This is a genomic window from Amycolatopsis eburnea (assembly GCF_003937945.1).
In the GTDB taxonomy this organism is placed as follows: domain Bacteria; phylum Actinomycetota; class Actinomycetes; order Mycobacteriales; family Pseudonocardiaceae; genus Amycolatopsis; species Amycolatopsis eburnea.
This window is the reverse complement of sequence record NZ_RSEC01000058.1, coordinates 1,163,548-1,186,698: the sequence shown is the minus strand read 5'-3', so window position 1 is coordinate 1,186,698 and position 23,151 is coordinate 1,163,548. Positions and strand designations below refer to the sequence as shown.

Below are 23,151 nucleotides of genomic sequence, written 5' to 3'. Positions count from 1 at the left end.
ACCCGCGTGAGGAAGCCACAGGCGAACCCAGGAGAATCATCGAACACTTGTTCGCATAGTGCGAGACGGCAGGGCCCCGTGTCAAGCCGGGCTCAACCGATCGGGGACCCCGGGCGTGTCGAGAGCACACCCGACCAAGGAGGCAACCGTGAACGACACCACCCCGGCGGACGACCCCATCGGCCCGCCCGCGCTCCCCCGGACCTCGACCGCCGCCAGGCGCTGACCGGCCGGCGCGAACGGCGAAACGCGCCCGGCGCCACCACGCTGACCACCTGGCCCACCATCGGCCTGCGGGAGGACTGACACCGGGAGCCCGTGAACCCCGACACTCCAGCGAAGCTCGGCTTGACCTCGATCGTTGGTCGCTACAAGTATTGCACTTCGCAAAACCTTGAGCGACGAACGGAGGCCCTGATGAGCGGCGGAACCTCGCCCCGCGCCACCCACTTGGGTGACTTCCAGGTCCGGCCGCGCCTGCTGCTGATCGCCGCGCTCGCCGTGCCCGTCGGCGGCGTCGCGGCGGTGGCCGCGCTCGCGCTGCTGAAGCTCATCGGACTGATCACGAACCTGGTCTTCTACCAGCGGTTCGACACCGCGCTCGTGGCGCCGGGCGGCAGCGCGCACCCGTGGTGGCTGGTGCTGACCGCGCCGGTGGCCGGGGCGCTCGTCATCGGCGTGCTGGCGCGGTTCGGGTCGGAGAAGATCCGCGGGCACGGCATGCCCGAGGCGATCGAGGCGATCCTCACCGGCGAGAGCAAGGTCGCGCCGCGCGTCGCCGTGCTGAAGCCGGTGTCCGCCGCGATCAGCATCGGCACCGGCGGGCCGTTCGGGGCCGAGGGCCCGATCATCATGACCGGCGGCGCCGTCGGGTCGATCCTCGCGCAGCTGCTGCACCTGTCCGCCGACGAGCGCAAGACCCTGCTGGTGGCCGGCGCGGCGGGCGGCATGGCGGCGACGTTCAACGCCCCGCTCGCGTCGATCCTGCTGGCGGTGGAGCTGCTGCTGTTCGAATGGCGGCCGCGCAGCTTCGTGCCGGTCGCCGCCGCCGTCGTGACCAGCACGCTGTGCCGCGGCTTCTTCCTCGGCACCGAACCGGTCTTCGGCCTGCCCGCCGCCCCCGCGCCCGGCCCGGGCGCCGACGTGCTCGCCCTCGTGCCCGGCATCACCGGCGGCCTGCTCGCCATCGCCGCGACGGCGCTGGTCTACCTCGCCGAGGACGGCTTCGCCCGGCTGCCGATCCACTGGATGTGGTGGCCGGCCATCGGCGGGCTCGTCATCGGTGCCGGCGGCCTGGTCGAGCCGCGCGCCCTCGGCGTCGGCTACGACGTGATCGACCAGCTGCTGACCGGGCACGCGACGACGTCGCTGATCATCGGCGTGCTGGTGGTGAAGACGCTGATCTGGTCGCTGTCGCTCGGCTCGGGCACGTCCGGTGGCGTCCTGGCCCCGGTGTTCATGATCGGCGCGGCCCTCGGCGCCGCGGAAGGCGGGCTGCTCCCCCACGTGACGGCCGGGTTCTGGGCGGTCTGCGGCCTGGCCGCGGTGGTCGGCGGCGTCATGCGCTCACCGCTGACCGGCATCGTGTTCACCCTCGAGCTCACCCACGCGTGGAACGCCCTGCTGCCGCTCGTGGTGGCGTCGGTGTCGGCGTACGCGGTGTCGGTGCTGCTGCTCAAGCGGTCCGTGCTGACCGAGAAGATCGCCCGCCGCCGGCTGCACCTGACGCGCGAGTACTCGACGGACCCGCTCGAGGCCTTCTTCGCGCACGAAGTGATGACGGCGAACCCGGTGGTGCTGGACCACGGCGACCCGGTGGCGGACACGCTGCCGCACACCCGCCACGCCACGCTGTACCCGGTCGTGGACGGCTCGCGGCAGCTGGTCGGCGTGACCACCCGGCACGCGCTGCTGACGTGCGAAGGCGAGACGGTCGCCGACGCGACCACGGCGCCGCTGGCGTCCTGCCACCCCGACGAGACGCTCCGCGAGGTGGCCAACAAGCTCGCGGCCGGCCACGTGACCCGGGCACCGGTCGTCGACCGCGCCGAACCCGGGCGCGTGCTCGGCGTGATCACGCTCGCCCAGCTCCTGCACGCCCGGCGCCGCGATCTGCACGAGGAGCACCACCGCGAGCGCGTGCTCGCTGTGACGCGCGTCGCGGTCACGTCCTCCGCCGCCACCTCGTCCAGGGGGTGAAGCGAGAAAAGAGGACGAGATGCGCCGGATCCTGATCGTCGGTGGTGGGTACGCGGGCTTCTACACCGCCTGGAAGCTGGAGAAGAAGCTGCGGCGCGGCGAGGCCGAGGTCACCCTCGTCGACCCCCGCCCCTACCTGACCTACCAGCCGTTCCTACCCGAGGTCGTCGCCGGGTCGGTCGAGGCGCGGCACGCCGCCGTGTCGCTGCGGCGGCACCTGCGGCGGACCCGGCTCGTCGCCGGGAAGATCACCGCCATCGACCACACGCACCACGTGGTCGGCGTGCAGCCGGCCGACGGCGAACCCTTCGAACTCGGCTACGACACCATCGTCGTCACCGCCGGGGCGGTCACCCGGACCCTGCCCGTGCCGGGCATCGCCGAGCAGGCCATCGGGCTCAAGCACGTCGAAGAGGCCGTCGCGATCCGGGACCGGCTGCTGACCGCGTTCGACCGGGCCGCCGCGCTGCCGGCCGGGCCGGACCGGCGGAAGCTGCTCACCGTCGTCTTCGTCGGCGGCGGCTTCTCGGGCGTCGAGGGCTTCGGCGAACTGCTGTCGCTCGCGACCGCGCTGCTGAAGCGCTACCCGGAACTGCGCCGCGACGAACTGCGCTTCCACCTCGTCGAGGCGTCGGGCCGCATCCTGCCCGAGGTCACCGACCGGCCGGGGCGCTGGGTCGTGCGGGAGCTGACCCGGCGCGGCGCGCGCGTCCACCTCGACACGCGGGTGACGTCGGCGGAAGCCGGCCACGTGCGGCTCTCGACCGGCGAGGAGTTCGACGCCGGCCTGATCGTCTGGACCGCGGGCAACGGCGCCAACCCGGTCATCGGCCGGCACACCGACCTGCCCGTCGACGCACGCGGTTACCTCGTCGTGCGGCCGGATCTGCGGGTCGAAGGCGTTGAGGGCGCCTGGGCCGCCGGGGACGCCGCCGCCGTGCCCGACCTCGCCTCGCCGGTGCCGGGCGCGCGGACCGTGCCCAACGCCCAGCACGCCTACCGGCAGGGAAAGCTGCTGGCGCGCAACATCATCGCGACACTGCGCGGCCGGGCGCCGAAGGCGTACGTCCACCACAGCCTCGGCGCCATCGCGACGCTCGGGCTGGGCCACGGGATCTTCCAGTACCGGCGGCTGGTCGTCACCGGGCTGCCGGCGTGGCTGATGCACCGCGGGTACCACGTGCTCGCCGTGCCCACCTGGGAACGCAAGATCCGCGTGCTCGCGGTGTGGCTGACGCAGGCGCTGTTCGGCCGCGACATCCTTTCGCTGGCCTCGGTGCAGCACCCGCGGGACGCGTTCGTGGCAGCGGGCCGCGCCGACACCGGCGAGGCCCGCCCGCCTCAGCCCGCGGCCGGGAGCGCCCTCGAGATCAGGTAGTCCCGCTCGACCTGCTCGCCGCGGGTGGCGCCGGGCCTCGGCAAAGCCGGTCGCCGGTTCGCGCCGACCGGAGTGGCCACCATGCCGACCGGGGCGCCCGGGAGCCGGCAGGGGAAGAACTTGTGGCGCGGACTTGGTGGCCATGTCTATAGTACTAGGCAACTAGATAAATGGAGTTGCCGATGATCGAGTTCCACCTGGACGCGAGGTCCGGCTTGTCGCCGTACCAGCAGCTGGTCCAGCAGGTGCGGCACGCCTTGCGCCTCGGCCTGCTGGACGAGGGGGACCAGCTGCCGAAGGTCAAGGACGTGGTCGCCTCCCTCGCGATCAACCCGAACACCGTGCTGAAGGCCTACCGCGAGCTGGAGCACGACGGGCTCGTCTCGGCCCGGCCCGGCGTCGGCACGTTCGTCACCGCGACGCTGAACGGCGGCGCGTCGTTCGCCGTGCTCGGGCCGTTGCGGCAGGACCTGCGCCGCTGGCTGGGCAAGGCGCGCAAGGCCGGTCTCGACGAGGAGAGCATCGAGGCCCTGTTGATGTCCACGTTTCGCGACTCCGCCAGAGAGGACATAGCGTGAGCGTCCTGCGTGCCCAGGGGCTGGGCAAGAAGTACAAGCGCGACTGGGCGCTGTCCGGCTGCACCCTGGAGATCGAGCCCGGCCACGTGACCGGGCTGGTCGGCCCGAACGGGGCCGGCAAGTCCACTTTGCTCAACATCGCGGCCGGCATGCTCGAGCCCACCACCGGCACGATCGAGGTGTGCGGCGGGGTGCCCGGCAGCGGGCCGGAGCAGCTCGCGAAAGTCGGTTACGTCGCACAGAACACGCCGGTCTACAGTGGACTGAGCATCGAAGAGCACCTGCGGCTCGGCGCGCACCTCAACCCGAGGTGGGACACCGCGCTCGCCGGGAAGCGGATCGAACGGCTGGGGCTCGACCCGAAGCAGCACGCCGGCAAGCTGTCCGGCGGGCAGCGGGCCCAGCTGGCGCTGACGATCGGCATCGCCAAGCGCCCCGAGCTGCTGCTGCTCGACGAACCGGTCGCCGCGCTGGATCCCTTGGCACGGCGGGAGTTCCTGCAGGACCTGATGGAAGCCGTCGCCGAGCACGAGCTGTCCGTCGTGATGTCCTCGCACCTGGTCAACGACCTCGAACGGGTCTGCGACCACCTCATCGTGCTCGTCGACTCGCAGGTCCGGGTGATCGGCGAGGTCGACGAACTGCTGGCCACGCACCACCGGCTCTCCGGGCCGCGGCGGGACGTCGAAACGCTGCCCGCGGACCAGCACGTCGTCTCCGCGAAGCACACCGACCGGCAGACCACCGTGCTCGTGCGCACCGAAGCGCCGATCCTCGATCCCGTGTGGACGGTCGCGCGGATCGGCTTGGAGGACCTCGTCCTCGAGTACATGAGCAACCCCGCCGCCGCCCGCCCCGCCCTGGAGGTCCTGCGATGACCTGGCTGACCTGGCGCCAGTTCCGCGTCCCCGCGCTGTCCGTGTTCGCCGCGCTGGTCGCGATCGGCGTCGTGCTCGCGGTCACCGGCCCGGACCTGGTCGGGCGCACGAACTTCTCGGACCAGGACACCCTCTTCGGCGGGACGATCCTGGTGCTCTACCTGCTGCCCGCGGCGATCGGCGTGTTCTGGGGCGTCCCGCTGATCACGCGCGAATTGGAGAGCGGCACGCACAGTCTCGTGTGGAACCAGACCGTCACGCGCAAGCGGTGGCTCACCACCAAGCTCGGCTTCGGCCTGCTCGCCGCGATGGTGGCGGCCGGGCTGCTCGGCTGGGCGGTGTCGTGGTGGGCGAGCCCGATCGACGCGCTCTCGGCCACGCAGACCGACCGCGGGATGCTTTCACGCATCGCGCCGGTGGTGTTCGGCGCGCGGGGCATCGTCCCGATCGGGTACGCGGCGTTCGCCCTCGTGCTCGGCGTCGCGGTCGGGATGCTGCTGAAGCGGACCGTCGCCGCGATGGCCGTCACGCTCGCCGTGCTCGCCGCCGTGCTGCTCCTGGTGCCGAACTTCGTGCGGCCGTACCTGCTTCCGCCGGAGACGACGACGGTCGCGATCGTCGGCGACGACATCACGAACATCACCGGCGACGACACCCACGGGATCCTGGAGATCGGCACCCGCAACCCGCCCGGCGCGTGGGTGCTGGCGAACGAAACCCTGGACCCGAACGGCAACGTGGCCGACCCGCTGCCGGTCTTCGTGCAGAGCTGCGCCCCGCGGCCGGGCCAGGGCCCGCCGGAACGCGGCTCGATGGAGGCGTGCATGTCCCAGCTCGGCCAGCACGGCTACCAGCAGCGCGTGACCTACCAGCCCGGTTCCCGGTTCTGGCCGCTGCAGTGGCTCGAACTCGCGCTCTACCTCGCCATGACGGCGCTGCTCACCTGGTTCTGCTTCCGTCGCGTCCGCCACCTTTCCTGAGCCGGTTCCTGGGGGAATCATGCGCACTCTCGCGGTAGCCACCGCCTTGACCCTGACGCTGTCCGCGGCGCCGCTCGCCTCCGCGAGCACCACGCCGTACCTGCCCCGCCCGACCGGCCACGAGCCGGTCGGCGTGACCACACTGTCCGTTGTGGACCGTTCGCGGCCCGACCCGTGGGTGCCGTCGGTGCCCTACCGGGAACTGATGGTCTCCCTGTTCTACCCGGCGACGTCGGCGAACGGTCCCACCAAGCAGTACATGACGCCGCTGGAGTCCGAGCGCAACCTCGAACGGGAGAACATCCCGGGCCTGGCCCTGGACGTCCTGAGCACCGTCCGGACCAACGCCGTCGTCGACGCGCACCCGGCCGGGCGGTGGCACGGCCTGCCGCTCGTCGTGCTGTCCCCGGGCTGGACCCAGCCCCGCGCGACGCTCACCGCGCTGGCCGAGGACCTCGCCAGCCGCGGGTACGCCGTGGCGGCGATCGACCACACCTACGAAAACCGCGCGACCACCTTCCCCGACGGTCACGTCACCGGCTGCGCCGCCTGCGAGGTCGACGACCAGCCGGGGTTCTGGGAGAAGTTCGCGCGGGTGCGGTCGGAGGACGTGTCGTTCGTGCTCGACGAGCTGTTGCACTCGAAGAAGTGGGGCGCGCTCATCGATCCCGCGCGGATCGGCATGACCGGGCACTCCGCCGGCGGCGCGGTCACGACGCAGGCGATGCTGGCCGACGCGCGGATCCGCGCCGGCGCCGACATCGACGGCAGCATCCACGTGCCGCTGCCGCCGTCCGGGCTGGCCCGGCCGTTCCTGTTCCTCGGCAGCATGGACGACTACGTCCCCGGCCAGCCAGGTCCTTACGACGATTGGGAAACCGACTGGCCGCACCTCACCGGCTGGAAGCGCTGGCTGATGGTGTCCGGCACGGTGCACCAGTCGTTCACCGACCTCGGGGTGCTCGCCGCGCAGCTGGGCGTCGACCTCGGCGCGTCGATCGACGCGGAGCGCGCGCTGGCCGTCACGCGAACCTACGCAAGCGCTTTCTTCGACCAGCACCTGCGCTGCCGCCCGCGGCCGCTGCTGGCCGCACCTTCGCCCGCCTACCCGGAAGTGACCTTCATCGGATGAAGAAGACGATCCTCATGGCCCTCACCGCACTCACGTTCACGATGGCCACGCCCGCGTCCGCGGCCCCGGTGCCGTACCTGCCCGCGCCGACCGGTGACCGGCCGGTGGGCAGCACTTCGGTGTACCTCAAGGACACTTCGCGGCCCGACCCGTGGGTGCCGTCGGCGCCCTACCGCGAGCTGATGGTCTCGCTGTTCTACCCGGCGGCGTCACCGGACGGCCCGAAGACGCGGTACGTGACTTCGGAAGAATCCGCGGCACTGCTGGCGGGCAGCGGCCTGGACGTGCCACCGGACCTGCTCACGAAGATGGTGACGAACTCGGTGGCCGACGCCCGGCCGGGCGGCAGGCACCTGCCGCTGGTCGTCCTGTCGCCCGGCTACACCAAGCCGCGCGCCACGCTTTCCGCGCTCGCCGAGGACCTGGCGAGCCACGGGTACGCGGTCGCGGTCGTCGGCCACACGTACGAGAACACCGGGCAGAGCATGCCCGGCGGGCGGTTCGCCGGGTGCGCGTCGTGCGAACTCCCGCACGACAGCGCTTTCTGGCGGAAGCTGGAGCTCGGCCGGGCCGCCGACGTGTCGTTCGTGCTGGATTCGCTGACGCGCTCGAAGTGGGCGTCGCTGATCGACGCGTCCCGGATCGGCATGGCCGGGCACTCGGTGGGTGGCGCCAGCACGCTGCCCACGATGGTCGCGGACCCGCGGGTCAAGGCCGGGATGGACATCGACGGCACCACCGAGGTCCCGCTCACCGCGCCCGGCCTGGACCGGCCGTTCATGTTCGTGAGCCACCAGCTGGCGGCCACGGCGTGCGCGCCGGGCAACGAGCCGTGGGAGCGGGACTGGGCGCAGCTGACCGGCTGGAAGCGCTGGGCGGAGGTGGCGGGCACGCAGCACGCGTCGTTCACCGACGTCGGCATCGTGGCGGACGAGTTCGGGGTCGACATCGGCGCGACCACGGGCGGGCTGCGCACGCAGGCGATCACCCGGGCCTACGTCGCCGCGTTCTTCGACCAGCACCTGCGCGGCGTGCCGCGGCCGCTGCTCGACCGGCCGGGGTTCCCGGAAGTTTCGTTCTGCCGCTGAGGGGCGTCGGGAGCGGCATCGCCCGGGGGGATGCCGCTCCCGCCGCCTCACGCTTCGGGCGTCGGCCGGACGCCATGAACGACTCTTTCGTGGCGTCCGGCGACAGGGCTCCGGCAAAATTCGGGCAGTACGGCCGATCCGCCCATCCGCGATGTCATGAAAGGGTCGTTCATCTCGCCAGACGACATGAACGACCCTTTCATGACATCCCCGCGAGGCCGGGCAGACCACGCGGCCGGTCACCCGCTCGCCGGCGCGACTTTGCCAGGAGCCTGTCGCGCGAGGACATGAACGACCCGTTCATGGCGTCGGCGTCGCGCGGCCAGGCCACCCCGCCGCCCGCGCGACCCGCCCCGGCGTCACACCGGCGGCTCAGGCGAGAACCAGCCCGCCGTCAGAGCTTGCCGCCCGCCACCGGGGGCATGTCCGGGGTGTCCTCGACCTCCGTGGCCGACTCGCGGTACAGGTGGTTCTCGACCTCGAACAGGTTGTCGCCCGCGCGCTCGACGACCGTCAGCAGCGTCGTCATCTGGGCGACCTCCTCCACCTGCTCCTTGAGGAACCAGCCCACGAACTGCTCGCCGAGGTAGTCCTCCTCGGCGCGCGCGGCCTTCGCCATCGCCTCGATGTCCGTCGTGACCGCGCGTTCCTGGGCCAGGGCCAGCTCGATCACCTCGTGCACGCTCGAGAAGTCGTTCCGGACGTCGCCGGTACCCGGGATGGCCACCGGGTGGTCGCGGTCGAGCAGGTACCGCACCATCGCCAGCGCGTGGTTGCGCTCCTCGATCGCCTGCCGGTAGAAGCGCTTCGCCAGCCGCGGGAGGTCGCGCGCGTCCAGCCAGACGGCGAGCGCGATGTACTGCTGGGCGGCGGTGAACTCGTGGCTGATCTGGGTCTGCAGCAGTTCGGCGAACTTCTCGGTCTTGGCCATGCCCCACAAGGTACGACGGAACCGGGTGCGGTTCTACGATCGAAGCCGTGACCAGCACACTCGACCTCGCCGGCACGATCACCTGCGTCACCGGCGCGGCCGGCGGCATCGGGCGCGGGATCGCGCTCCGGTTCGCCGCGGCGGGCAGCGCGGTGGCCGTGCACCACCGGCGGCCCGGCGCCGCCGACGACGTCGTCGCGGCGATCGAAGCGGCCGGCGGGCGGGCCCGCGCGTTCGCCGCCGAGCTCACCGACGACGCCGCCTGCCACGCCCTGCTCGACGCCGTCGCGGACTGGGGCGGGCGGCTCGACGCGCTGGTCAACAACGCCGGCGTCCAACCGGTCGAACCCCTCGAAGGCCTCACGGCCGAGCGCTGGCGGGCGATGCTGGACGCGACCCTGACCAGCGCGTTCTCCTGCACCCAGGCCGCGGCGCGGCTGCTGGGCGAGGGCGGCAGCGTCACGCACGTCGCGTCGATCGAAGCCCGCCAACCGGCGCCGGGCCACGTCCACTACAGCGCGGCGAAGGCGGCGCTGGTCATGCACGCGCGCGGCGCGGCGCTGGAGTACGGGCCGCGCGGGATCCGGGTCAACACGGTGTCCCCCGGCCTGGTCGACCGGCCCGGCCTCGCGCGGGACTGGCCGGACGGCGTCGACCGCTGGCACCGCGCCGCGCCGCTGAACCGCCTGGGCACCCCGGCCGACGTCGGCAACGCGTGCGTCTTCCTGGCTTCGCCGCTGGCGTCCTTCGTGACCGGCCACGACCTCGTCGTCGACGGCGGCGTCACCGCCCGGCCGACCTGGTAACCTGAAACACGTTCTAGTTTCAGGGGGTGCGATGACCTTCCCGGTGGTCGACGGCGTTCCGCCAGGGCGTGCCCTGCTCGGCACCCGGATCCGCGAGCTGATCGAAGCCTCGGTGCGCGTGCGCGACGACGAAGCCGATCTGGCCGCGGCGGCGAGCCGGGTCGAGGCGGTGACCGCGGCCCTGCGCGCGGCCGGGGAGGCGCCGCCGTTGCTGCTGGCCGCCCTCGAAGGCGGCGGGCACCTGAGCGTCAACAACCCCCTGGAAGGGCCCGGCAACCCGCTGGCCCCGCCGCTGTCCTGGGTGGCGGTCGGCCCGGAGTCGGTGCGCGCCGAGGTGCTGCTCGGCTCGGCGCACGAGGGGCCGCCGGGCCGCGTCCACGGCGGCTGGGTGGCGGCGGTCCTCGACCACGTCCTCGGCCGCGCCACGGCGGCGGCGGGCTACCCGGGGATGACGGCGTCGCTGACGGTCGACTACCACCGGGGCACGCCGTACGCGGTCCCGCTCGTCGCCGAGGGCCGCCTGGTCCGCCGTGCGGGGCGGAAGCTGCACGCGTCGGGCACGCTGCGGGCGGGCGACGAGGTCTGCGCGACGGCGACGGCGATCCTGGTGCACTTCAGCGCGGACCGGTTCCCGGTGCCCACGGACTGACGCCGCCCCGCGACCGGCGCCTAGCCGAGCCGAGGTCGCGAATGACTCATTCGCGACCTCGGCCCCGGGGCCGATACCCCGGGGGCCGCCGTCACCCACCCCGGATCGCTGCCGCCCGCCGAGCCGCCCCAGAGGTCTTGAATGAGTCATTCAGGTCTTCAGAGGTCCTGAATGACTCATTCAAGACCGCTCAGGTGCCGACCGTCGTGTGCCGGGGTGCCTCCGAACTCGACGTCGCCATCAGCACCGCGCAGATCGGCACCGCCATCGCCAGCGCCGCCAGCACGAACACCGGGAACAGGAACGAGAACACCTCCGTGCCGGACGGGTCCGGGGCCGCCGGGTCGAGGTGGAGGCGGACCGCCGCCATGCCGGTGAAGTGCATGCCCGTCACCGCCGCGCCCATCACCAGGCCGGCCGCCAGGCGGGGCAGCAGCTTGTCGAGGCCGACCGTGAACCACAGGGCCGCCGTGGCCGCGACCACCGCGATGACCACCGACAGCACCACCAGCACCGGGTCGTAGCCGATCGTGCCCTTGACCTGCACCGCCCACATGCCGGTGTAGTGCATCACCGCGACCGCGAGCCCGGTCAGCAGGCCGCCCAGCAGCAGGCGGCGCCAGGCGAACCGGTTGCGGACACCGAACACCAGCAGGCCGCAGAACACCGCCGCCACCGACAGGACCGCCGACACCGCCGTGCGGAGGATGTCGTAGCGGACCGGCAGGCCCGGTGTCGCGAAGCCGAGCATCGCGATGAAGTGCATGACCCAGATGCCGACGCCGCCGATGGACAGCGCCGCGAGCCCCAGCCACGTCAGCCGGACGCGCGGGTTGTCGGTCGAGCGCGCCTGCAGCGTGCAGGCGAGCCCGAGGGCGCACCCCACCACCGACGTCAGGTAGGCGAGCACCATGAGCCAGTGCCCCATCGCGAAGTCGTCGTGGTTCATCGGCATTTTTCCGCTCCTGTCAGGCTTTCCGCGATCGTGGTGCGTGGTGCTCGGCGAGCGCGTGCTCGGCCGCGGCGATGAGGGTCCGCTTTGTGGACTCCGGGGAGCGCGCGTCGCAGGTGACGACGTCCACCGCCGGCGGCACCTTGAGGGCTTCGCGCACCTGCGCGGGCGCGTGCTGCCGGGTGTCCTCGAACTGGTTGATGGCCACCAGGAACGGCAGGCCGCGCGACTCGAAGAAGTCGATCGACGCGAACGAGTCCGCCAGGCGGCGCGTGTCGACCAGGACGATCGCGGCCACCGCGCCGCAGACCAGGTCGTCCCACATGAACCAGAACCGGTGCTGGCCGGGCGTGCCGAAGACGTAGAGGATCAGGTCGTCGGCGAGGGTGAGCCTGCCGAAGTCCATCGCGACCGTCGTCGCGAACTTCCCCGGCACCGCTTCGGTCCGGTCGACGCCGACCGCCGCCGTCGTCATCAGCGCTTCGGTGCGCAGCGGGTCGATTTCCGAGACGGCGCCGACGAACGTCGTCTTGCCGGCCCCGAAGCCGCCCGCGACGACGATCTTGGCCGAGGTGATGAGCTTGTCAGAGTGCGCGTAGTCCACTGAGGACCCTTTCGAGCAGGTCGTTGCGTTCGTCCCAGGAGGCGTCCGCGGTGAGCGTGTCGCGGATGGACACCTGGCCGGCGCTGAGCAGGTCGCCGATGAGCACCCTGGCCACCCCGAGCGGCACGCCGAGGTGGGCCGCGACCTCGGCCACCGAACGCTTGTGCCGGCACAGCTGCGTCACCGCGGCCAGCGGGTTGGTCGGGCTGAAGGACGCCGAGCGTCCCTCCAGCGTCGTCTCGACGAGGGCTTCCACCGCCAGGTCGACCTTCGGCCGCGTGCGGCCGGCGGTCCAGGCGTAGGGCCGGGCCAGCGACGCCGTGTGCCGCCCGCCCTCGCGTCGCCGGCCGTCGGTCACCGGGCCGCTCCCGGGGAGGCCGCCGGCCGCGCCGGGGTCTCGACCACCTTCCCGACCCGGTCCACGAGCAGCGTCATCTCGTAGCCCACCAGGCCGATGTCGCAGCCCGGGTTGGCCAGCACGACCAGGTTGGAGCCGTCGCCGACGTTCATCAGCAGCAGGAAGCCCTGCTCCATCTCGATCACCGACTGCACGACCCGGCCCGCGGTGAACAGGTCGGCCGTGCCGAGCGCGAGGCTGGCGAGCCCGGACGCGATCGCCGAGAGCTGGTCGCCGCGATCGCGCGGCAGGGTCTCGTTCGCCGCCACGAGCAGGCCGTCCGCCGAGACGAGCGCGGCGTGCGCCACCCCGGGTACCTCCTGGGTGAACGCCGACACCAGCCAGTTCCGGGAGCCGTCGGTCACTTCCGTTCCTTCCTGCCGGGTACTCATCGCTGCTCCGCGTCCGGCTCGGCCGCGACCCGGTGGCGGGCCGCGCGCATGCCGCTGTAGTGCCGGGAAAGGTTGTTCCGCACCGCGGCCGGGTCGCGGAAGGGCTGGTCGGCCTGCTGCGGCCGGCGCGGGGCGGCCGAGCCCGGTGCCAGCTGGGCGCCGGGCTGCCGCTCCGGCAGGCCCGAGTCGGTGAACCCGGCCTCGTCGACGGTCCCGACCGCGGCTTCCGCGGCCTGCCGCAGCTGGTCGGCGGGACTCGCCCAGCCGTCCGGCCGCGCCGCCGCGTTCGGCCGGTCTTCGGCGAACCAGTGCGACACCATCTGGTCGAAGATCGGGGTCGGCGGGTCCACCACCGGCGGCACGGGACCGGGTTCTTCGGCGGGCCACCGGGGTTCGAGCTCGTGCCGCGCGGTGCCGTTGACGCCGCCCGGGGGCAGCGCGGGCAGGCCGGCCCGCGCCGGCAGCTCGACCAGGACCAGCACGCCGGGGACGTGCACGCTGGCGGTGATGCCGGCGCTCGCGGTCCGCGTGGTCGTCGGCCGCAGCCGGACGGTGATCCCGTGCGAGGCGGCCAGCCTGCTCACCACGAACAAGCCCATTCGGCGGGTGGTCTCCGGGCTGACCGACGCGCCGGCGGCCAGCCGGGCGTTGGCCGCTTCCAGGTCTTCGCGGCTCATGCCGAGGCCGGTGTCGACGACCTCGACCAGCACGCCGCCGTCGAAGCCGCGGTCGGCGGTGAGCACGACCTGCTCGTCCGGCGGCGACGACCGGATCGCGTTCTCCAGCAGCTCCGCGAGGATGTGCACGACGTCGGCCGCGGCTTCGGCCTGCACCGAGCCGCGCGGCGCGTTGCCGAGGGTGATGCGCTGGTAGTCCTTGACCTCCGACGTCGCCGCGCGCAGCAGCTCGACCGTCGCGACCGGGCCGGTTTCCCGCCGCACCGGCCGGCCGCCGGCGAGGACCTGCAGGTTCTCGCCGTTGCGCCGCAGCCGGGTCGCGATGTGGTCGATCTGGAACAGCTCGGCCAGCCGCTGCGGGTCCTGCTCGTCGGCCTCGAGGTCTTCGATCACCGAGAGCTGCAGCTCGACCAGTGACTGGCTGCGCCGCGACAGCGTCATGAACATCTCGCTGACCTGGATCCGCATCTCGGCCTGCTCCCCGACGGCGAGCCGGACCGCCTGCCGGTGCATGTCGTCGAAGGCGCGGGCGAGCTGGCCGACCTCCTCCTCGGAGTCCACCGGGAGCGGCGGGGTCGCGCGCCAGTCGACGTCCTCGCCCTCCCGGATGCGCTCGATGGTGCCGGGCAGCCGGCGGCGCGCGGTGTCGAGCGCGGCCGCGTGCAGCCGCCGGATCGGCGCCACCACCGACCGGGCGACGGCGAGCGCGATGGCGAGGGCGCCGAGCAGCGCCGCGAGCACCAGCGCGGCGTCGCGCAGCGCGTCCGACCGGGCGAGGTCGGTCTGCGCGCCGACCGCGGCCGAAAGCGTTTTCACCTGGTCGGCGAGGACGGTGCCGAGCACCGCGCGCTTCGCCGCGGGCCCGCCGGCGCCCGGGCTGGTCGCCGCGGCGAACCGGGCGGCCACCGCGCCGGCCGGCAGCACCCGGCGGAGCTGCCCGGTGAGCACGGCTTCTTCGGACGCGGCGCGCTCGGCCGCCGCCCCGCCCGCCACCGTTTCCTGGACGGCGAGCACGGACCTCAGCTGCACCAACCCCGCGCCGATGTTCGCGGACGCGCCGAGATCGGCATTCCCGGCCTGCCCGACGACGCCGGAGATCATTTCGCTGAGCGCGATCGTGAAGTCGTGGTAGGCGGTGGTTTTCTCGCCCGCCGAACCGGACTGCTGCCGCAGGTCGGCCAATTTCCCGAGCTGATCTTCCAATGTCCGGGCGAGTTCCGGGGTGAGCTGCGAAAACGCGGCGTCCCGGCGGACCGCCGCGGCTTTCCCGTCGACGGCGGCGGTCTGCGCGGCGGCGCCGTCGTGGATCATCTCCTCGTCGACGAGCCCGGCGAGTTCGGAAATCCCTTGCACGACGGGCATTTGATCGCGCACGGCGCTGAGCCCGCCTGCCTGGGCGAGTTCACCCTGCACCCGGGCCCCGGCCAGCAGCAGGGCGACCAGGACGGGCAGCAGCAGCACGACGGAGATCTTGGTGCGCAGCCCCCACGATCCCGGATTCCAGGAGGGGGCGGAACGACGTATGTCTTCTTTCATCGGTGGCGTGGCTCGATTCGTACCGGTGGCCCGAGAACGATTTCCGGTTCCTTTTCCGCGGAATTCAGGCGGTGACATAACCCCGGCGGCACCGGTGCTGTCAAGGAACGCGAGCCGTTTCCCCCGTACGCATCAGCTACACAGGGTGAACTTCCACCGCGCGGCTTTTTACCCTTGCGGAGGGTGAGGTGGAGTCGAAGAACGCACGGGATCCCGTGCGGGGTAGGTGATTTTCCGCCTTGGCGGGACGAGCGCGTCCCGCCAAGGCGAAAGTGGACTCAGCCCGGGCTGAGCACGGACCGTGGTCCCCGGGCCCGAGCGCCCCAATGTGGCGTTCGGTGCGTCCAGCGCACCCAATGTGGCGTTCGGTGCGTTGGACGCAACCAACGCCACATTGGGGCGCTTTGGTCCCCGGCCGAAGGAGATCAGCTCGCGCGGACCGCGGTCGTTCCCGTCAGGCGGTTGTCCGCCGGGTTGCTGTCGCCGTCGTAGCGGCCGTCGAGGTTGGCCGTCACCTCGAACTCCGCCTGGCCCGCCGCGGCGTCGGCCGCCGTGTAGCTGTACGCGAACGGGAAGTCGACACGGCTGCCCGCGGGGACCCACTGGGTCAGCCGGCCGACCTCCTCGAAGTACCCGCTCTCACCCTTCCGGCGCAGCGAGACGACGACCTTCTCGTCGTAGCGGCTGTTCACCACCGACACCTTGACCGGCTTGGTCTGCCCCGCGCGGGCCTGCGCCGGCAGGGACAGCCCGGTCAGCGTGACGTCGTGCGTCTCGACGTGGACCACCTGGCTGCCGGTCCCGGAACGCCCGTCGTCCGTCGTCGCGCTGATCTCCAGGCGGTAGTCGCCGTCGGCGGCGTAGCGGTGCGTCAGCATCGCGTTCGACGTGAGCGGCACCGAGGTGCCGTCGCCGAACTTCAACTCGCCGCTGACCAGCGGGCGGCCGAGGCTGTCACCCGCGTTCGGGAACATCTGGATGTCGTCGAACACCGACTTCACCCCGGAGTAGAGGTACACGTTGGGCGTCAGCGCCGGCGCGGTCGTCAGGCGGATGTCGTACCAGGACGCGCCGTCGGCGTCCGCGGCCACCCGGATCCAGTACTGCTCCCCCGCCGTGGCCCGGAAGACCACGCGCTTGCTCGTGTCCAGCGACGACGCGCAGTCCACTTCGGACAGTCCGGTGCGCGAAGCGCCGCGGTAGACCACGACCGACGTCGACCGCCGCTCCACGCTGATCGACCGGGTGCGGTCCGGGGTGTAGCGGTACCACACCGAGTGGTCGGCCGCGGGATCGCAGCTCGCCGTCACCTCGCCCGGCTCGCTCGTGGACCGCGACAGGTCGCCCGAGAACGTCCCGGGCAGCGTGGCTTCGGCAGCCGCCGCGAAGTCGTCGTTCGGCTCCCGCGGGACGCTCGCGAGGTCCAGCGTGGCCACCTGGCCGGCGCCGGCGTACGGCTTGAACACCATGATGTGGTACGTCTGCCCGGCGGTGACCGGGAACGTCACCGACGGCCCGCTGTTCCACTCCGCGCACGCGCCGGGCACCTGGGTCAGCGCCCCGCGCTCACCGGTGTAGACGGCGATGAACGGCAGCTGGCCGGCGCCCGTGGGCAGTGCCCGGACGAACCCGTCGGCGGGCGCGGTGTAGTCGTACCACGCGCTCGTCGCGATCCAGGCGTAGCACGACGTCGGGTCGTCGGCGGCCTTCGTCCCTTCCCCGAAGTCCTGGGTCGTCCGGAAGGGCAGGGCGGTGACGGCGGTGGCGGTGTCGAAATCGTCGTTCGGCGGTGTGTCGGCGTGCGCGGTGGCGGGTGCCACCAGCGTGGCCGCGACGGCGAGCCCGGCGACCAGCAGGCGCCGGAAAGCGGTGTGCCTCATCTTGTTCCCCCCTCAGACCGCGGCGATGCGCGTGCCGCTCGGTTTCACGGTCGTGGCGATGGCGATCACTTCGTTGTCCGACGGCCGGGCGTCGCGCACCGGGTACGGCAGCGACAGCTCGGCGCGGAAGGTGACCTTGCCGTCGATCGCGTCGTCCGGGGTGAAGGTGTAGGCGAACGGGAACCGGACGGTCTTGGTGGGCCGCGCGGGCACGGTCAGGGTGAGCGTGGCGACCTGCCGCCACCAGGTCCCGTCGTTCCGGGACAGCACGACCGTCGCCGTTTCGGCGTACCGGGTGTTGCTGACGTCGACCGAGATGGGCTTGCTTTCGCCCGCGCGGGCGGCGGCCGGCACGGTGAACTTGGCGATCCCGACGTCGTGCGTGGTCACCGTGACCGACGTCGTCTTCGTGGCGGTGCGGCCGTCCGGCGAGGTCGCGTGCAGGGTGACGGTGTAGGTGCCGTCGGCGGCGTAGTGGTGGGACACCGGCGCGGTGCCGGCCGGGGCGGTGGCGCCGTCGCCGAAGTCCCAGTCGGCGGTCATCGGCTTGTCGATCTCGTTCCAGGAGTCCGCGGAGAACGAGACGTTGTCGTAGACCGTCGGGTACGACGGCGACTGGGAGATCGACGGCTCCAGCGCCGGCGCGTCTTCCAGGGACAGCGTGATCGGCTCGTACGACTGCGCCGGCCCGGTCACACGGACGTAGTAGGTCGTGCCGGCGGCGGCGCGGAACGCGGTCGGCTGCCCGTACGAGTCGTTCTTGCAGGCGACCTGCTTCAGCTCCGGCAGGCTGTTGCCGGTGTAGACCGAGACGGCCGAGCCGTACCCCCGGGTCCGCGCGGTGACCGACTTCGCCTCCCCGGTGTTCGTGTAGGCGTACCAGACCGAGGGGACGATGTTGCCGTCGTACTGGCAGGTCGATTCCGGTTCGTCGGCTTCGTAGGAGGCCACCGAGAAGTCCGGCTGCGCGGAGAACGGCAGCGCGGGCACGGGCTGCGCGCCGGCGAAGTCGTCGTTGGCCGCGGCCGGCACCGAGTCCAGCGAGAGCGACAGCGCGCCGCCCGGGACGTCGTAGCCGGAGACCATGACCGAGTACGTGGTCCCGGCCTTGGCCAGGAACGTCGCGTCCCGGCCGACACCGCAGCCGCCGTCGACACCGCGGAGCACGCCCCGGGTTCCGGTGTGGACGGCGAGGATCATCTCCGGGGAGCTGCCCTGGGTGGACGCGCGCAGGTACCCGTCCGCGGTGGCGGTGTACTGGAACCAGACGGAGCCGCGGACGTCGTACGACTGGCACCACGACGGGTCGTCGACCGCCTTGGTGGCCTCACTCGTGTCCTGCTGCGCGGTGAACGGCAACGCGGTGATCGCCGTCGCCCGGTCGAAGTCGTCGTTGGACGGTGGTGCCGCGTGCGCGACACCCGGTACGAGCAGCGCGAACGCCGCCGTGAGCGCGGTGGCCAAGGCGATCCGGCCGCGCGATCGCAACGAAAGCAGCACGAGTCATCCCCCCAGATGTGTCCCGTCCCCACGCACGCGGTGGGAATCCCCGACGGGCACATCGACGGGAGGGGGCCCGGTGTGACCGATCCGGCCGGAATTAGCCCGGACGTCGCAACCGCGCTACTGCGAGTAGACCGCGGGGTGCGGACCACCCGCACCCCGCGGTCCGCTCAAGCGGGCACCCGGCCCAGCAGCCGTCCGGCCATCGTCCGCAGGAGGACGTCCTGGTGGCGGGTCAGGAAGAAGTGCCCGCCGGGCAGCGGGACCAGGTCGAAGCCGCCCGTGGTGTGCTCCGCCCACGCCGCGACCTCGTCGACCGACGCCACCGGGTCCTCGGTGCCGGTGAACGCCACCACCGGGGTCGCCAGCCGGACGCCCGGCGGGTGCCGGTAGGTCTCCACCGCGCGGTAGTCGTTGCGCAGCACCGGCAAGATCATGCGCACCACCTCTTCGTCGCCGAGGAGATCGGCTTCCGTCCCGCTCAGGCGGCGCACCTCGGCCAGCACCCCGTCGTCGGAGCGGGTGTGGACGCGGTCGTCGCGGTAGCGGTCGGGCGCGCGGCGGCCGGAGACGAACAACGCCACCGGCGCCGGGCCCGAGTCCTCCAGCCGCCGCGTCACCTCGTACGCCACCATCGCGCCCATGCTGTGCCCGAACAGCGCGAGCGGCCGCTCGTCGAGGCCCCGCAGCAGGGCGGCGATCTCGTCGGCGAGCCCTTCGACGGTGGGGACGAACGGCTCCTTCCGCCGGTCCTGCCGCCCCGGGTACTGCACCGACAGCACTTCGACGTCGGGGGCGAGCGCCCGCGACACGGGGAAGTAGAACGACGCCGAACCGCCCGCGTGCGGCAGGCACACCAGCCGTGCCTTCGCCGCCGGCGCCTCGTGGAACCGGCGGAACCAGCGGTCCGCGGTCACCACGTGACCGGGAGCTCGGCGACGCGGTAGACGCCCAGCCCGCCCGGCGGCACCTCCTCCGCCGGGACCGCCAGCCGCAGGCCGGGCAGGCGGGTGAACAGCGTCGAGAAGACGACCTCGAGCGCGGCCGTCGCGAAGTTCATCGCGACGCACTGGTGCGGGCCGTGGCCGAAGGTCAGGTGCGTCTTGTGGTCGCGGCGCAGGTCGAGCTCGTGCGGCGCGGGGAACGCTTCGGGGTCGCGGTTGACCGCCGGCGTCGCGAGGATGACACCCTCGCCCGCGTGGATGGTCTGGCCGCCGACCTCGATGTCCTCAGTGGCCAGTCGCGAGATGATGTCGCCCGCCGAGATGTAGCGCAGCAGCTCCTCCACCGCGCGCGGCGCCGCGCCCGCCGGGTCGGCGCGCAGGACGTCGGCCTGCGCCGGGTTGTCCAGCACCGCGAACGCGCCGAGGGAGATCATCGTCATGGTGGATTCGTTGCCCGACACCGTGACCAGCATCGCCGAGTTGAGCAGCTGCTGGAAGCCGATCTCGTCCGGCCGCTCGTCGAAGCTGGTGACCATGTGCGTGGCCAGGTCTTCGGCGGGCTCGGCGCGCTTGCGCTCGAAGAGCTTGGTGTAGAAGTCGGACAGCGTGTAGATCGCCGGCACCATCATGTCCGGCCGGGTCGCCAGGTACTGGACGTGCTCGGTGTAGACCGCGCGGTCCTCCTCCGGCACGCCGAACAGCTCGGCCATCATCATCGACGGGAACGGCACCGCGAACGCCGAAACGAGGTCCGCGCCCGGCCCGTCGGCCAGCATGCCGTCGATCAGCTCGTCGACGATCTTCTGGATCTTCGGGCGCATCGCCTTGGCCTGGCGCAGCGTGAAGCTCGGGATCACCAGCTTGCGCTGGGCGTTGTGCTCCGGGTCGTCGAGCTGCGCGAACGTCAGCGCGTCGCCCTCGGGCACCGGCTGCGGCATGCCGGTGCCGGGCATGATCTTGGCGTTGTTCGGGAAGTCGGGGTGCGAGCGGGCGGCCGAGAGCCGCGGGTCCGACAGCAGCGCGCGGGCTTCCGCGTAGCCGGTGACGACCCAGGCCTGCTTGCCGTCGACCAGCTTCACCTTCGACAGCGGCGCCTTCTCGTGGAGTTCGCCGTACGCGGCGGGCGGGTGGTACGGGCACTTGCCGCGCGGCAGCGGGAACGACGGCACCTCGGTGGCGGTGTCCAGGGTTTCGGTCACGGGAGGTCTCTCCGATCGGTGGGGGTGGTGCTGACGACCAGCGGGACCCGCTTCGGTCCGAACAGCAGATGGGATTCCTGGTACTCGACGACGCCGTCGACCGTCCACATCGGAAGGTGGTCGAACAGCGCGTTCAGCGCACCGGTCAGCTCGACGCGGGCGAGCATCGCGCCGAGGCAGAAGTGGATGCCGTGCCCGAACGTCAGGTGGCGGTTCGGGCTGCGGCGGATGTCGAACACGCCGGGGTCGGCGAACACGGCGTCGTCGTGGTTCGCCGACAGCATCCACGGCACGACGACCGCACCCGCCGGGATGGCGTGCCCGGCGACCTCGGTGTCCACTGTGGTGTAGCGCTGCAGCCGCGTGGACGGCGGGCGGCACCGCAGCACTTCTTCGACCGCGCCCGGGATCAGCGCCCGGTCGGCGCGCAGCGCGGCCTGCGCTTCGGGGTGCTCGGCCAGCAGCACGAGGGCGTGGCCGAGCACGGCGGCGGTGGTCAGGTGCCCGGCCTGCAGGATCTGCACGGCCAGGCTGGCGACTTCGGGGTCGGCCAGCTGCTCGCCGTCCAGCCGCGCGCGCACCAGGTCGGAGATCAGCCCCGGCCCCGGCTCGGCACGCCGGCGCGCGCAAAGCTGGAGCAGGTAGCCCATCAGCTCGAGGAACGGGCCGCCCAGCGCGTTGTCCGCCGCCGCCCGCACGGCCGCTTCGTCGGTGAGGTCCGGCGGCTCGATGGCCATGATCTGCTCGACCAGCGACCGGAACGCGCCCGCGTCGGCGGCCGGGATGCCGAACAGCTCGGCGATCATCGTCGCGGGCAGCTCGACCGTGAAGTGCTCGACCGCGTCGAAGCCGCCTTCCGGCGCGCGGTCGAGCAGGCCCACGGCGATCTCGGTGACCCGCGGGCCGAGGTCGCGCATCTTCCGCGGGGTGAACGCCTGCGCCGCCAGCCGCCGCAGCTTGCCGTGCTGCGGCGGGTCGGCGACGAGCATCATCCCCTCGGTCAGGTTCGGCACGCCCTCGGGCAGCACCCGCGCCGGGTTGCTGGAGAACGTCGCCGGGTCCTTGGTGACGCGCTCGACGTCGGCGTGGGCGAAGACGTGGTGCGCGCCGGACGCGTCGACGTGCACCCCGCCGTCCTCCCGCTTGCGCCGCAGCCAGGCGAGCTGCTCGCCGAGGCCGAACCGCGCCGAGGGAATGTCCTCCGTGGACAGTGCGCTGGTCACGCCCGCCGCACCCGGACGCGGACGCTCTTCGGCGTGAACAGCTCGCTTTCGTAGAACTCGACCGGCTCGCCGGCCAGGACCTCGATCGAGGAGTACCGGCGCAGCAGGGCTTCGATGCCGAACTTCGCCTCGGTCTTGGCCAGCGCCGCGCCGAAGCAGTAGTGGATGCCGTGGCCGAAGGTGAGGTTGCGGGCGGCGCCGCGGTCGATGTCGAACGCGTCCGGGTTCGCGAACACCTTTTCGTCGTGGTTGGCCGACAGCAGCGACAGGAAGACCATGCTCTTCGCCGGGATGGCGACCCCGCCGAGCTTGGTGTCAGTGGTGGTGAACCGCTGCAGGCGCGGCACCGGCGGGGTGAACCGCAGTGCCTCGTCGACCGCGGCCGGGATCAGCGCCGGGTCGGTGCGCAGGCGCGCCTCGACGTCCGGGTGCTCGCCCAGCCGCAGCACGAAGTTCGCCAGCACCGACGCCGAGGTGATGTGCCCGGCCTGCAGCAGCTGGATGGCGAGGTTGACGGCTTCGTGGTCGGCGAGCCGCTCACCGTCCACTTCGGCCTGGAGCAGGTCGCTGATGAAGCCGTCGCGCGGGTTCGCGCGCAGCTCGGCGCAGAGGCCGGCCATGTACTGCTGCATCTGGACGAGCGGGCCGAACATGGCCGCCTGCATGGCGGCGTCCATCTCGGCGGCGTCGTTCGGGTTCGGCACGGTGACCTGGAGCAGTGCCTCGGTCCAGGCGATGAACTGCGGCAGATCCGTCTTCGGGATCCCGAGCAGCTCCGACACCACGACCAGCGGCAGGTACTGCGAGAACGCCGTGACGAAGTCGAACTCGTCACCGGGCACGGCGTCGAGCAGCTCCTCGGCGATCTGCGCGATGCGGTCGTTGAGGTCCTTGACGCGCTTCGGCGTGAACGCGGCGCTGGCGATCCGACGGACCTTCGTGTGCGCGGGCGGGTCCATCACCGCGAGCATGCCCGCCGACAGCTCGGCGGCGGCCTGCGGCATCACGTGCGACGGGTCGCTGGAGAACGTGCCGGGGTCGGCCAGCGCCTGCTGCACCTCGGCGTAGGTGAACACGTGGTGCATGCCGAACGGGTCGCGCAGCACCGGGTTGGCCGCGCGCATCCGGCCCAGCCACGGCAGCGTGTCCGACAGTCCGAATCGGACGGAGGGCGGCAGCAGCGCCGGGTCGATCTGCGGCATGACGAAGTCGGTCATCTTGTTCC

The 23,151-nt window shown here is 72.3% G+C and carries 21 protein-coding genes; 9 read left to right on the top strand and 12 right to left on the bottom strand.

Annotated elements, in window-relative coordinates; all coding sequences use genetic code 11:
- Nucleotides 1-417: 417 nt before the first annotated feature.
- From EIY87_RS30700 to EIY87_RS30670, 7 genes are all read left to right on the top strand, one after another.
- Entirely contained in the window at nt 418-2,199 is a 1,782-nt protein-coding gene (locus EIY87_RS30700; protein ID WP_125313296.1) for a chloride channel protein, read from the top strand.
- A gap of 19 nt (nt 2,200-2,218) precedes the next feature.
- Nucleotides 2,219-3,577 carry an NAD(P)/FAD-dependent oxidoreductase gene (locus tag EIY87_RS30695; protein WP_125313295.1) on the top strand — a complete coding sequence of 453 codons (1,359 nt, stop codon included), beginning with the start codon at nt 2,219-2,221 and terminating at the stop codon, nt 3,575-3,577.
- 182 nt (nt 3,578-3,759) lie between these two features.
- Nucleotides 3,760-4,155, top strand: a complete 396-nt coding sequence (locus EIY87_RS30690; protein ID WP_160697495.1) for a GntR family transcriptional regulator — start codon at nt 3,760-3,762, stop codon at nt 4,153-4,155.
- Nucleotides 4,152-5,033 carry an ABC transporter ATP-binding protein gene (locus EIY87_RS30685; protein ID WP_125313293.1) on the top strand — a complete coding sequence of 294 codons (882 nt, stop codon included), beginning with the start codon at nt 4,152-4,154 and terminating at the stop codon, nt 5,031-5,033. Before EIY87_RS30690 ends, EIY87_RS30685 begins: the two co-directional genes overlap by 4 nt.
- Nucleotides 5,030-6,013: a transporter gene (locus tag EIY87_RS30680; protein ID WP_125313292.1), complete on the top strand. Its 984-nt coding sequence runs from the start codon at nt 5,030-5,032 to the stop codon at nt 6,011-6,013. The genes EIY87_RS30685 and EIY87_RS30680 overlap by 4 nt, the downstream gene beginning before the upstream one ends.
- 19 nt (nt 6,014-6,032) lie before the next feature.
- Entirely contained in the window at nt 6,033-7,145 is a 1,113-nt protein-coding gene (locus EIY87_RS30675) for an alpha/beta hydrolase family protein (RefSeq protein ID WP_125313291.1), read from the top strand.
- Nucleotides 7,142-8,233 (top strand): alpha/beta hydrolase family protein, encoded by a 1,092-nt coding sequence (locus EIY87_RS30670; RefSeq protein WP_125313290.1) that lies wholly within the window; start codon nt 7,142-7,144, stop codon nt 8,231-8,233. The genes EIY87_RS30675 and EIY87_RS30670 overlap by 4 nt, the downstream gene beginning before the upstream one ends.
- A gap of 394 nt (nt 8,234-8,627) precedes the next feature.
- On the opposite strand, the gene EIY87_RS30665 is transcribed toward EIY87_RS30670, so the two are convergent.
- On the bottom strand, nt 8,628-9,164 hold the full coding sequence (locus EIY87_RS30665) for a ferritin (protein WP_125313289.1): 537 nt from the start codon (nt 9,162-9,164) through the stop codon (nt 8,628-8,630).
- 47 nt (nt 9,165-9,211) lie between these two features.
- Between EIY87_RS30665 and EIY87_RS30660 the strand changes: the two genes are divergently transcribed.
- Complete coding sequence (locus EIY87_RS30660) at nt 9,212-9,970, top strand: SDR family NAD(P)-dependent oxidoreductase (protein WP_225440121.1); 759 nt, start codon at nt 9,212-9,214, stop codon at nt 9,968-9,970.
- 31 nt (nt 9,971-10,001) lie between these two features.
- Nucleotides 10,002-10,619 carry a PaaI family thioesterase gene (locus tag EIY87_RS30655; RefSeq protein WP_125313287.1) on the top strand — a complete coding sequence of 206 codons (618 nt, stop codon included), beginning with the start codon at nt 10,002-10,004 and terminating at the stop codon, nt 10,617-10,619.
- A gap of 190 nt (nt 10,620-10,809) precedes the next feature.
- Here the strand turns inward: EIY87_RS30655 and EIY87_RS30650 are convergent, their stop codons facing one another.
- The 11 genes from EIY87_RS30650 to EIY87_RS30600 all read right to left on the bottom strand — a co-directional run bounded on the left by EIY87_RS30650 (nt 10,810) and on the right by EIY87_RS30600 (nt 23,143).
- Nucleotides 10,810-11,568 carry an MHYT domain-containing protein gene (locus tag EIY87_RS30650; RefSeq protein WP_191984343.1) on the bottom strand — a complete coding sequence of 253 codons (759 nt, stop codon included), beginning with the start codon at nt 11,566-11,568 and terminating at the stop codon, nt 10,810-10,812.
- A gap of 19 nt (nt 11,569-11,587) precedes the next feature.
- On the bottom strand, nt 11,588-12,175 hold the full coding sequence (locus EIY87_RS30645; protein WP_225440120.1) for a GTP-binding protein: 588 nt from the start codon (nt 12,173-12,175) through the stop codon (nt 11,588-11,590).
- The gene (locus EIY87_RS30640; protein WP_125313285.1) at nt 12,156-12,533 is read right to left on the bottom strand and encodes a DUF742 domain-containing protein; all 378 of its coding nucleotides are present in this window, start codon (nt 12,531-12,533) and stop codon (nt 12,156-12,158) included. The genes EIY87_RS30645 and EIY87_RS30640 overlap by 20 nt, the downstream gene beginning before the upstream one ends.
- On the bottom strand, nt 12,530-12,964 hold the full coding sequence (locus tag EIY87_RS30635) for a roadblock/LC7 domain-containing protein (RefSeq protein WP_191984309.1): 435 nt from the start codon (nt 12,962-12,964) through the stop codon (nt 12,530-12,532). The genes EIY87_RS30640 and EIY87_RS30635 overlap by 4 nt, the downstream gene beginning before the upstream one ends.
- The gene (locus EIY87_RS30630; protein ID WP_125313621.1) at nt 12,961-15,123 is read right to left on the bottom strand and encodes a HAMP domain-containing sensor histidine kinase; all 2,163 of its coding nucleotides are present in this window, start codon (nt 15,121-15,123) and stop codon (nt 12,961-12,963) included. The genes EIY87_RS30635 and EIY87_RS30630 overlap by 4 nt, the downstream gene beginning before the upstream one ends.
- A gap of 479 nt (nt 15,124-15,602) precedes the next feature.
- Entirely contained in the window at nt 15,603-17,057 is a 1,455-nt protein-coding gene (locus tag EIY87_RS47800) for a hypothetical protein (RefSeq protein ID WP_158641383.1), read from the bottom strand.
- A 12-nt stretch (nt 17,058-17,069) separates the two neighbouring features.
- The gene (locus tag EIY87_RS30620; protein WP_225440118.1) at nt 17,070-18,557 is read right to left on the bottom strand and encodes a PKD domain-containing protein; all 1,488 of its coding nucleotides are present in this window, start codon (nt 18,555-18,557) and stop codon (nt 17,070-17,072) included.
- A 173-nt stretch (nt 18,558-18,730) separates the two neighbouring features.
- Nucleotides 18,731-19,477 carry a thioesterase II family protein gene (locus EIY87_RS30615; RefSeq protein WP_148106216.1) on the bottom strand — a complete coding sequence of 249 codons (747 nt, stop codon included), beginning with the start codon at nt 19,475-19,477 and terminating at the stop codon, nt 18,731-18,733.
- The gene (locus tag EIY87_RS30610; protein WP_225440117.1) at nt 19,474-20,703 is read right to left on the bottom strand and encodes a cytochrome P450; all 1,230 of its coding nucleotides are present in this window, start codon (nt 20,701-20,703) and stop codon (nt 19,474-19,476) included. The genes EIY87_RS30615 and EIY87_RS30610 overlap by 4 nt, the downstream gene beginning before the upstream one ends.
- Nucleotides 20,700-21,926, bottom strand: coding sequence for a cytochrome P450 (locus EIY87_RS30605; protein ID WP_125313281.1), 1,227 nt, complete (start codon nt 21,924-21,926; stop codon nt 20,700-20,702). The genes EIY87_RS30610 and EIY87_RS30605 overlap by 4 nt, the downstream gene beginning before the upstream one ends.
- Entirely contained in the window at nt 21,923-23,143 is a 1,221-nt protein-coding gene (locus tag EIY87_RS30600; RefSeq protein ID WP_125313280.1) for a cytochrome P450, read from the bottom strand. The genes EIY87_RS30605 and EIY87_RS30600 overlap by 4 nt, the downstream gene beginning before the upstream one ends.
- Nucleotides 23,144-23,151: the final 8 nt, after the last annotated feature.

Bases quoted from the DNA above. Each gene is read 5' to 3' on its own strand.
- EIY87_RS30650 (WP_191984343.1), bottom strand. From the start codon at position 11,568: ATGAACCACGACGACTTCGCGATGGGGCACTGGCTCATGGTGCTCGCC.
- EIY87_RS47800 (WP_158641383.1), bottom strand. From the start codon at position 17,057: ATGAGGCACACCGCTTTCCGGCGCCTGCTGGTCGCCGGGCTCGCCGTC.
- EIY87_RS30665 (WP_125313289.1), bottom strand. From the start codon at position 9,164: ATGGCCAAGACCGAGAAGTTCGCCGAACTGCTGCAGACCCAGATCAGC.
- EIY87_RS30670 (WP_125313290.1), top strand. From the start codon at position 7,142: ATGAAGAAGACGATCCTCATGGCCCTCACCGCACTCACGTTCACGATG.
- EIY87_RS30635 (WP_191984309.1), bottom strand. From the start codon at position 12,964: ATGAGTACCCGGCAGGAAGGAACGGAAGTGACCGACGGCTCCCGGAAC.
- EIY87_RS30695 (WP_125313295.1), top strand. From the start codon at position 2,219: ATGCGCCGGATCCTGATCGTCGGTGGTGGGTACGCGGGCTTCTACACC.
- EIY87_RS30675 (WP_125313291.1), top strand. From the start codon at position 6,033: ATGCGCACTCTCGCGGTAGCCACCGCCTTGACCCTGACGCTGTCCGCG.
- EIY87_RS30680 (WP_125313292.1), top strand. From the start codon at position 5,030: ATGACCTGGCTGACCTGGCGCCAGTTCCGCGTCCCCGCGCTGTCCGTG.
- EIY87_RS30600 (WP_125313280.1), bottom strand. From the start codon at position 23,143: ATGACCGACTTCGTCATGCCGCAGATCGACCCGGCGCTGCTGCCGCCC.
- EIY87_RS30655 (WP_125313287.1), top strand. From the start codon at position 10,002: ATGACCTTCCCGGTGGTCGACGGCGTTCCGCCAGGGCGTGCCCTGCTC.
- EIY87_RS30690 (WP_160697495.1), top strand. From the start codon at position 3,760: ATGATCGAGTTCCACCTGGACGCGAGGTCCGGCTTGTCGCCGTACCAG.
- EIY87_RS30700 (WP_125313296.1), top strand. From the start codon at position 418: ATGAGCGGCGGAACCTCGCCCCGCGCCACCCACTTGGGTGACTTCCAG.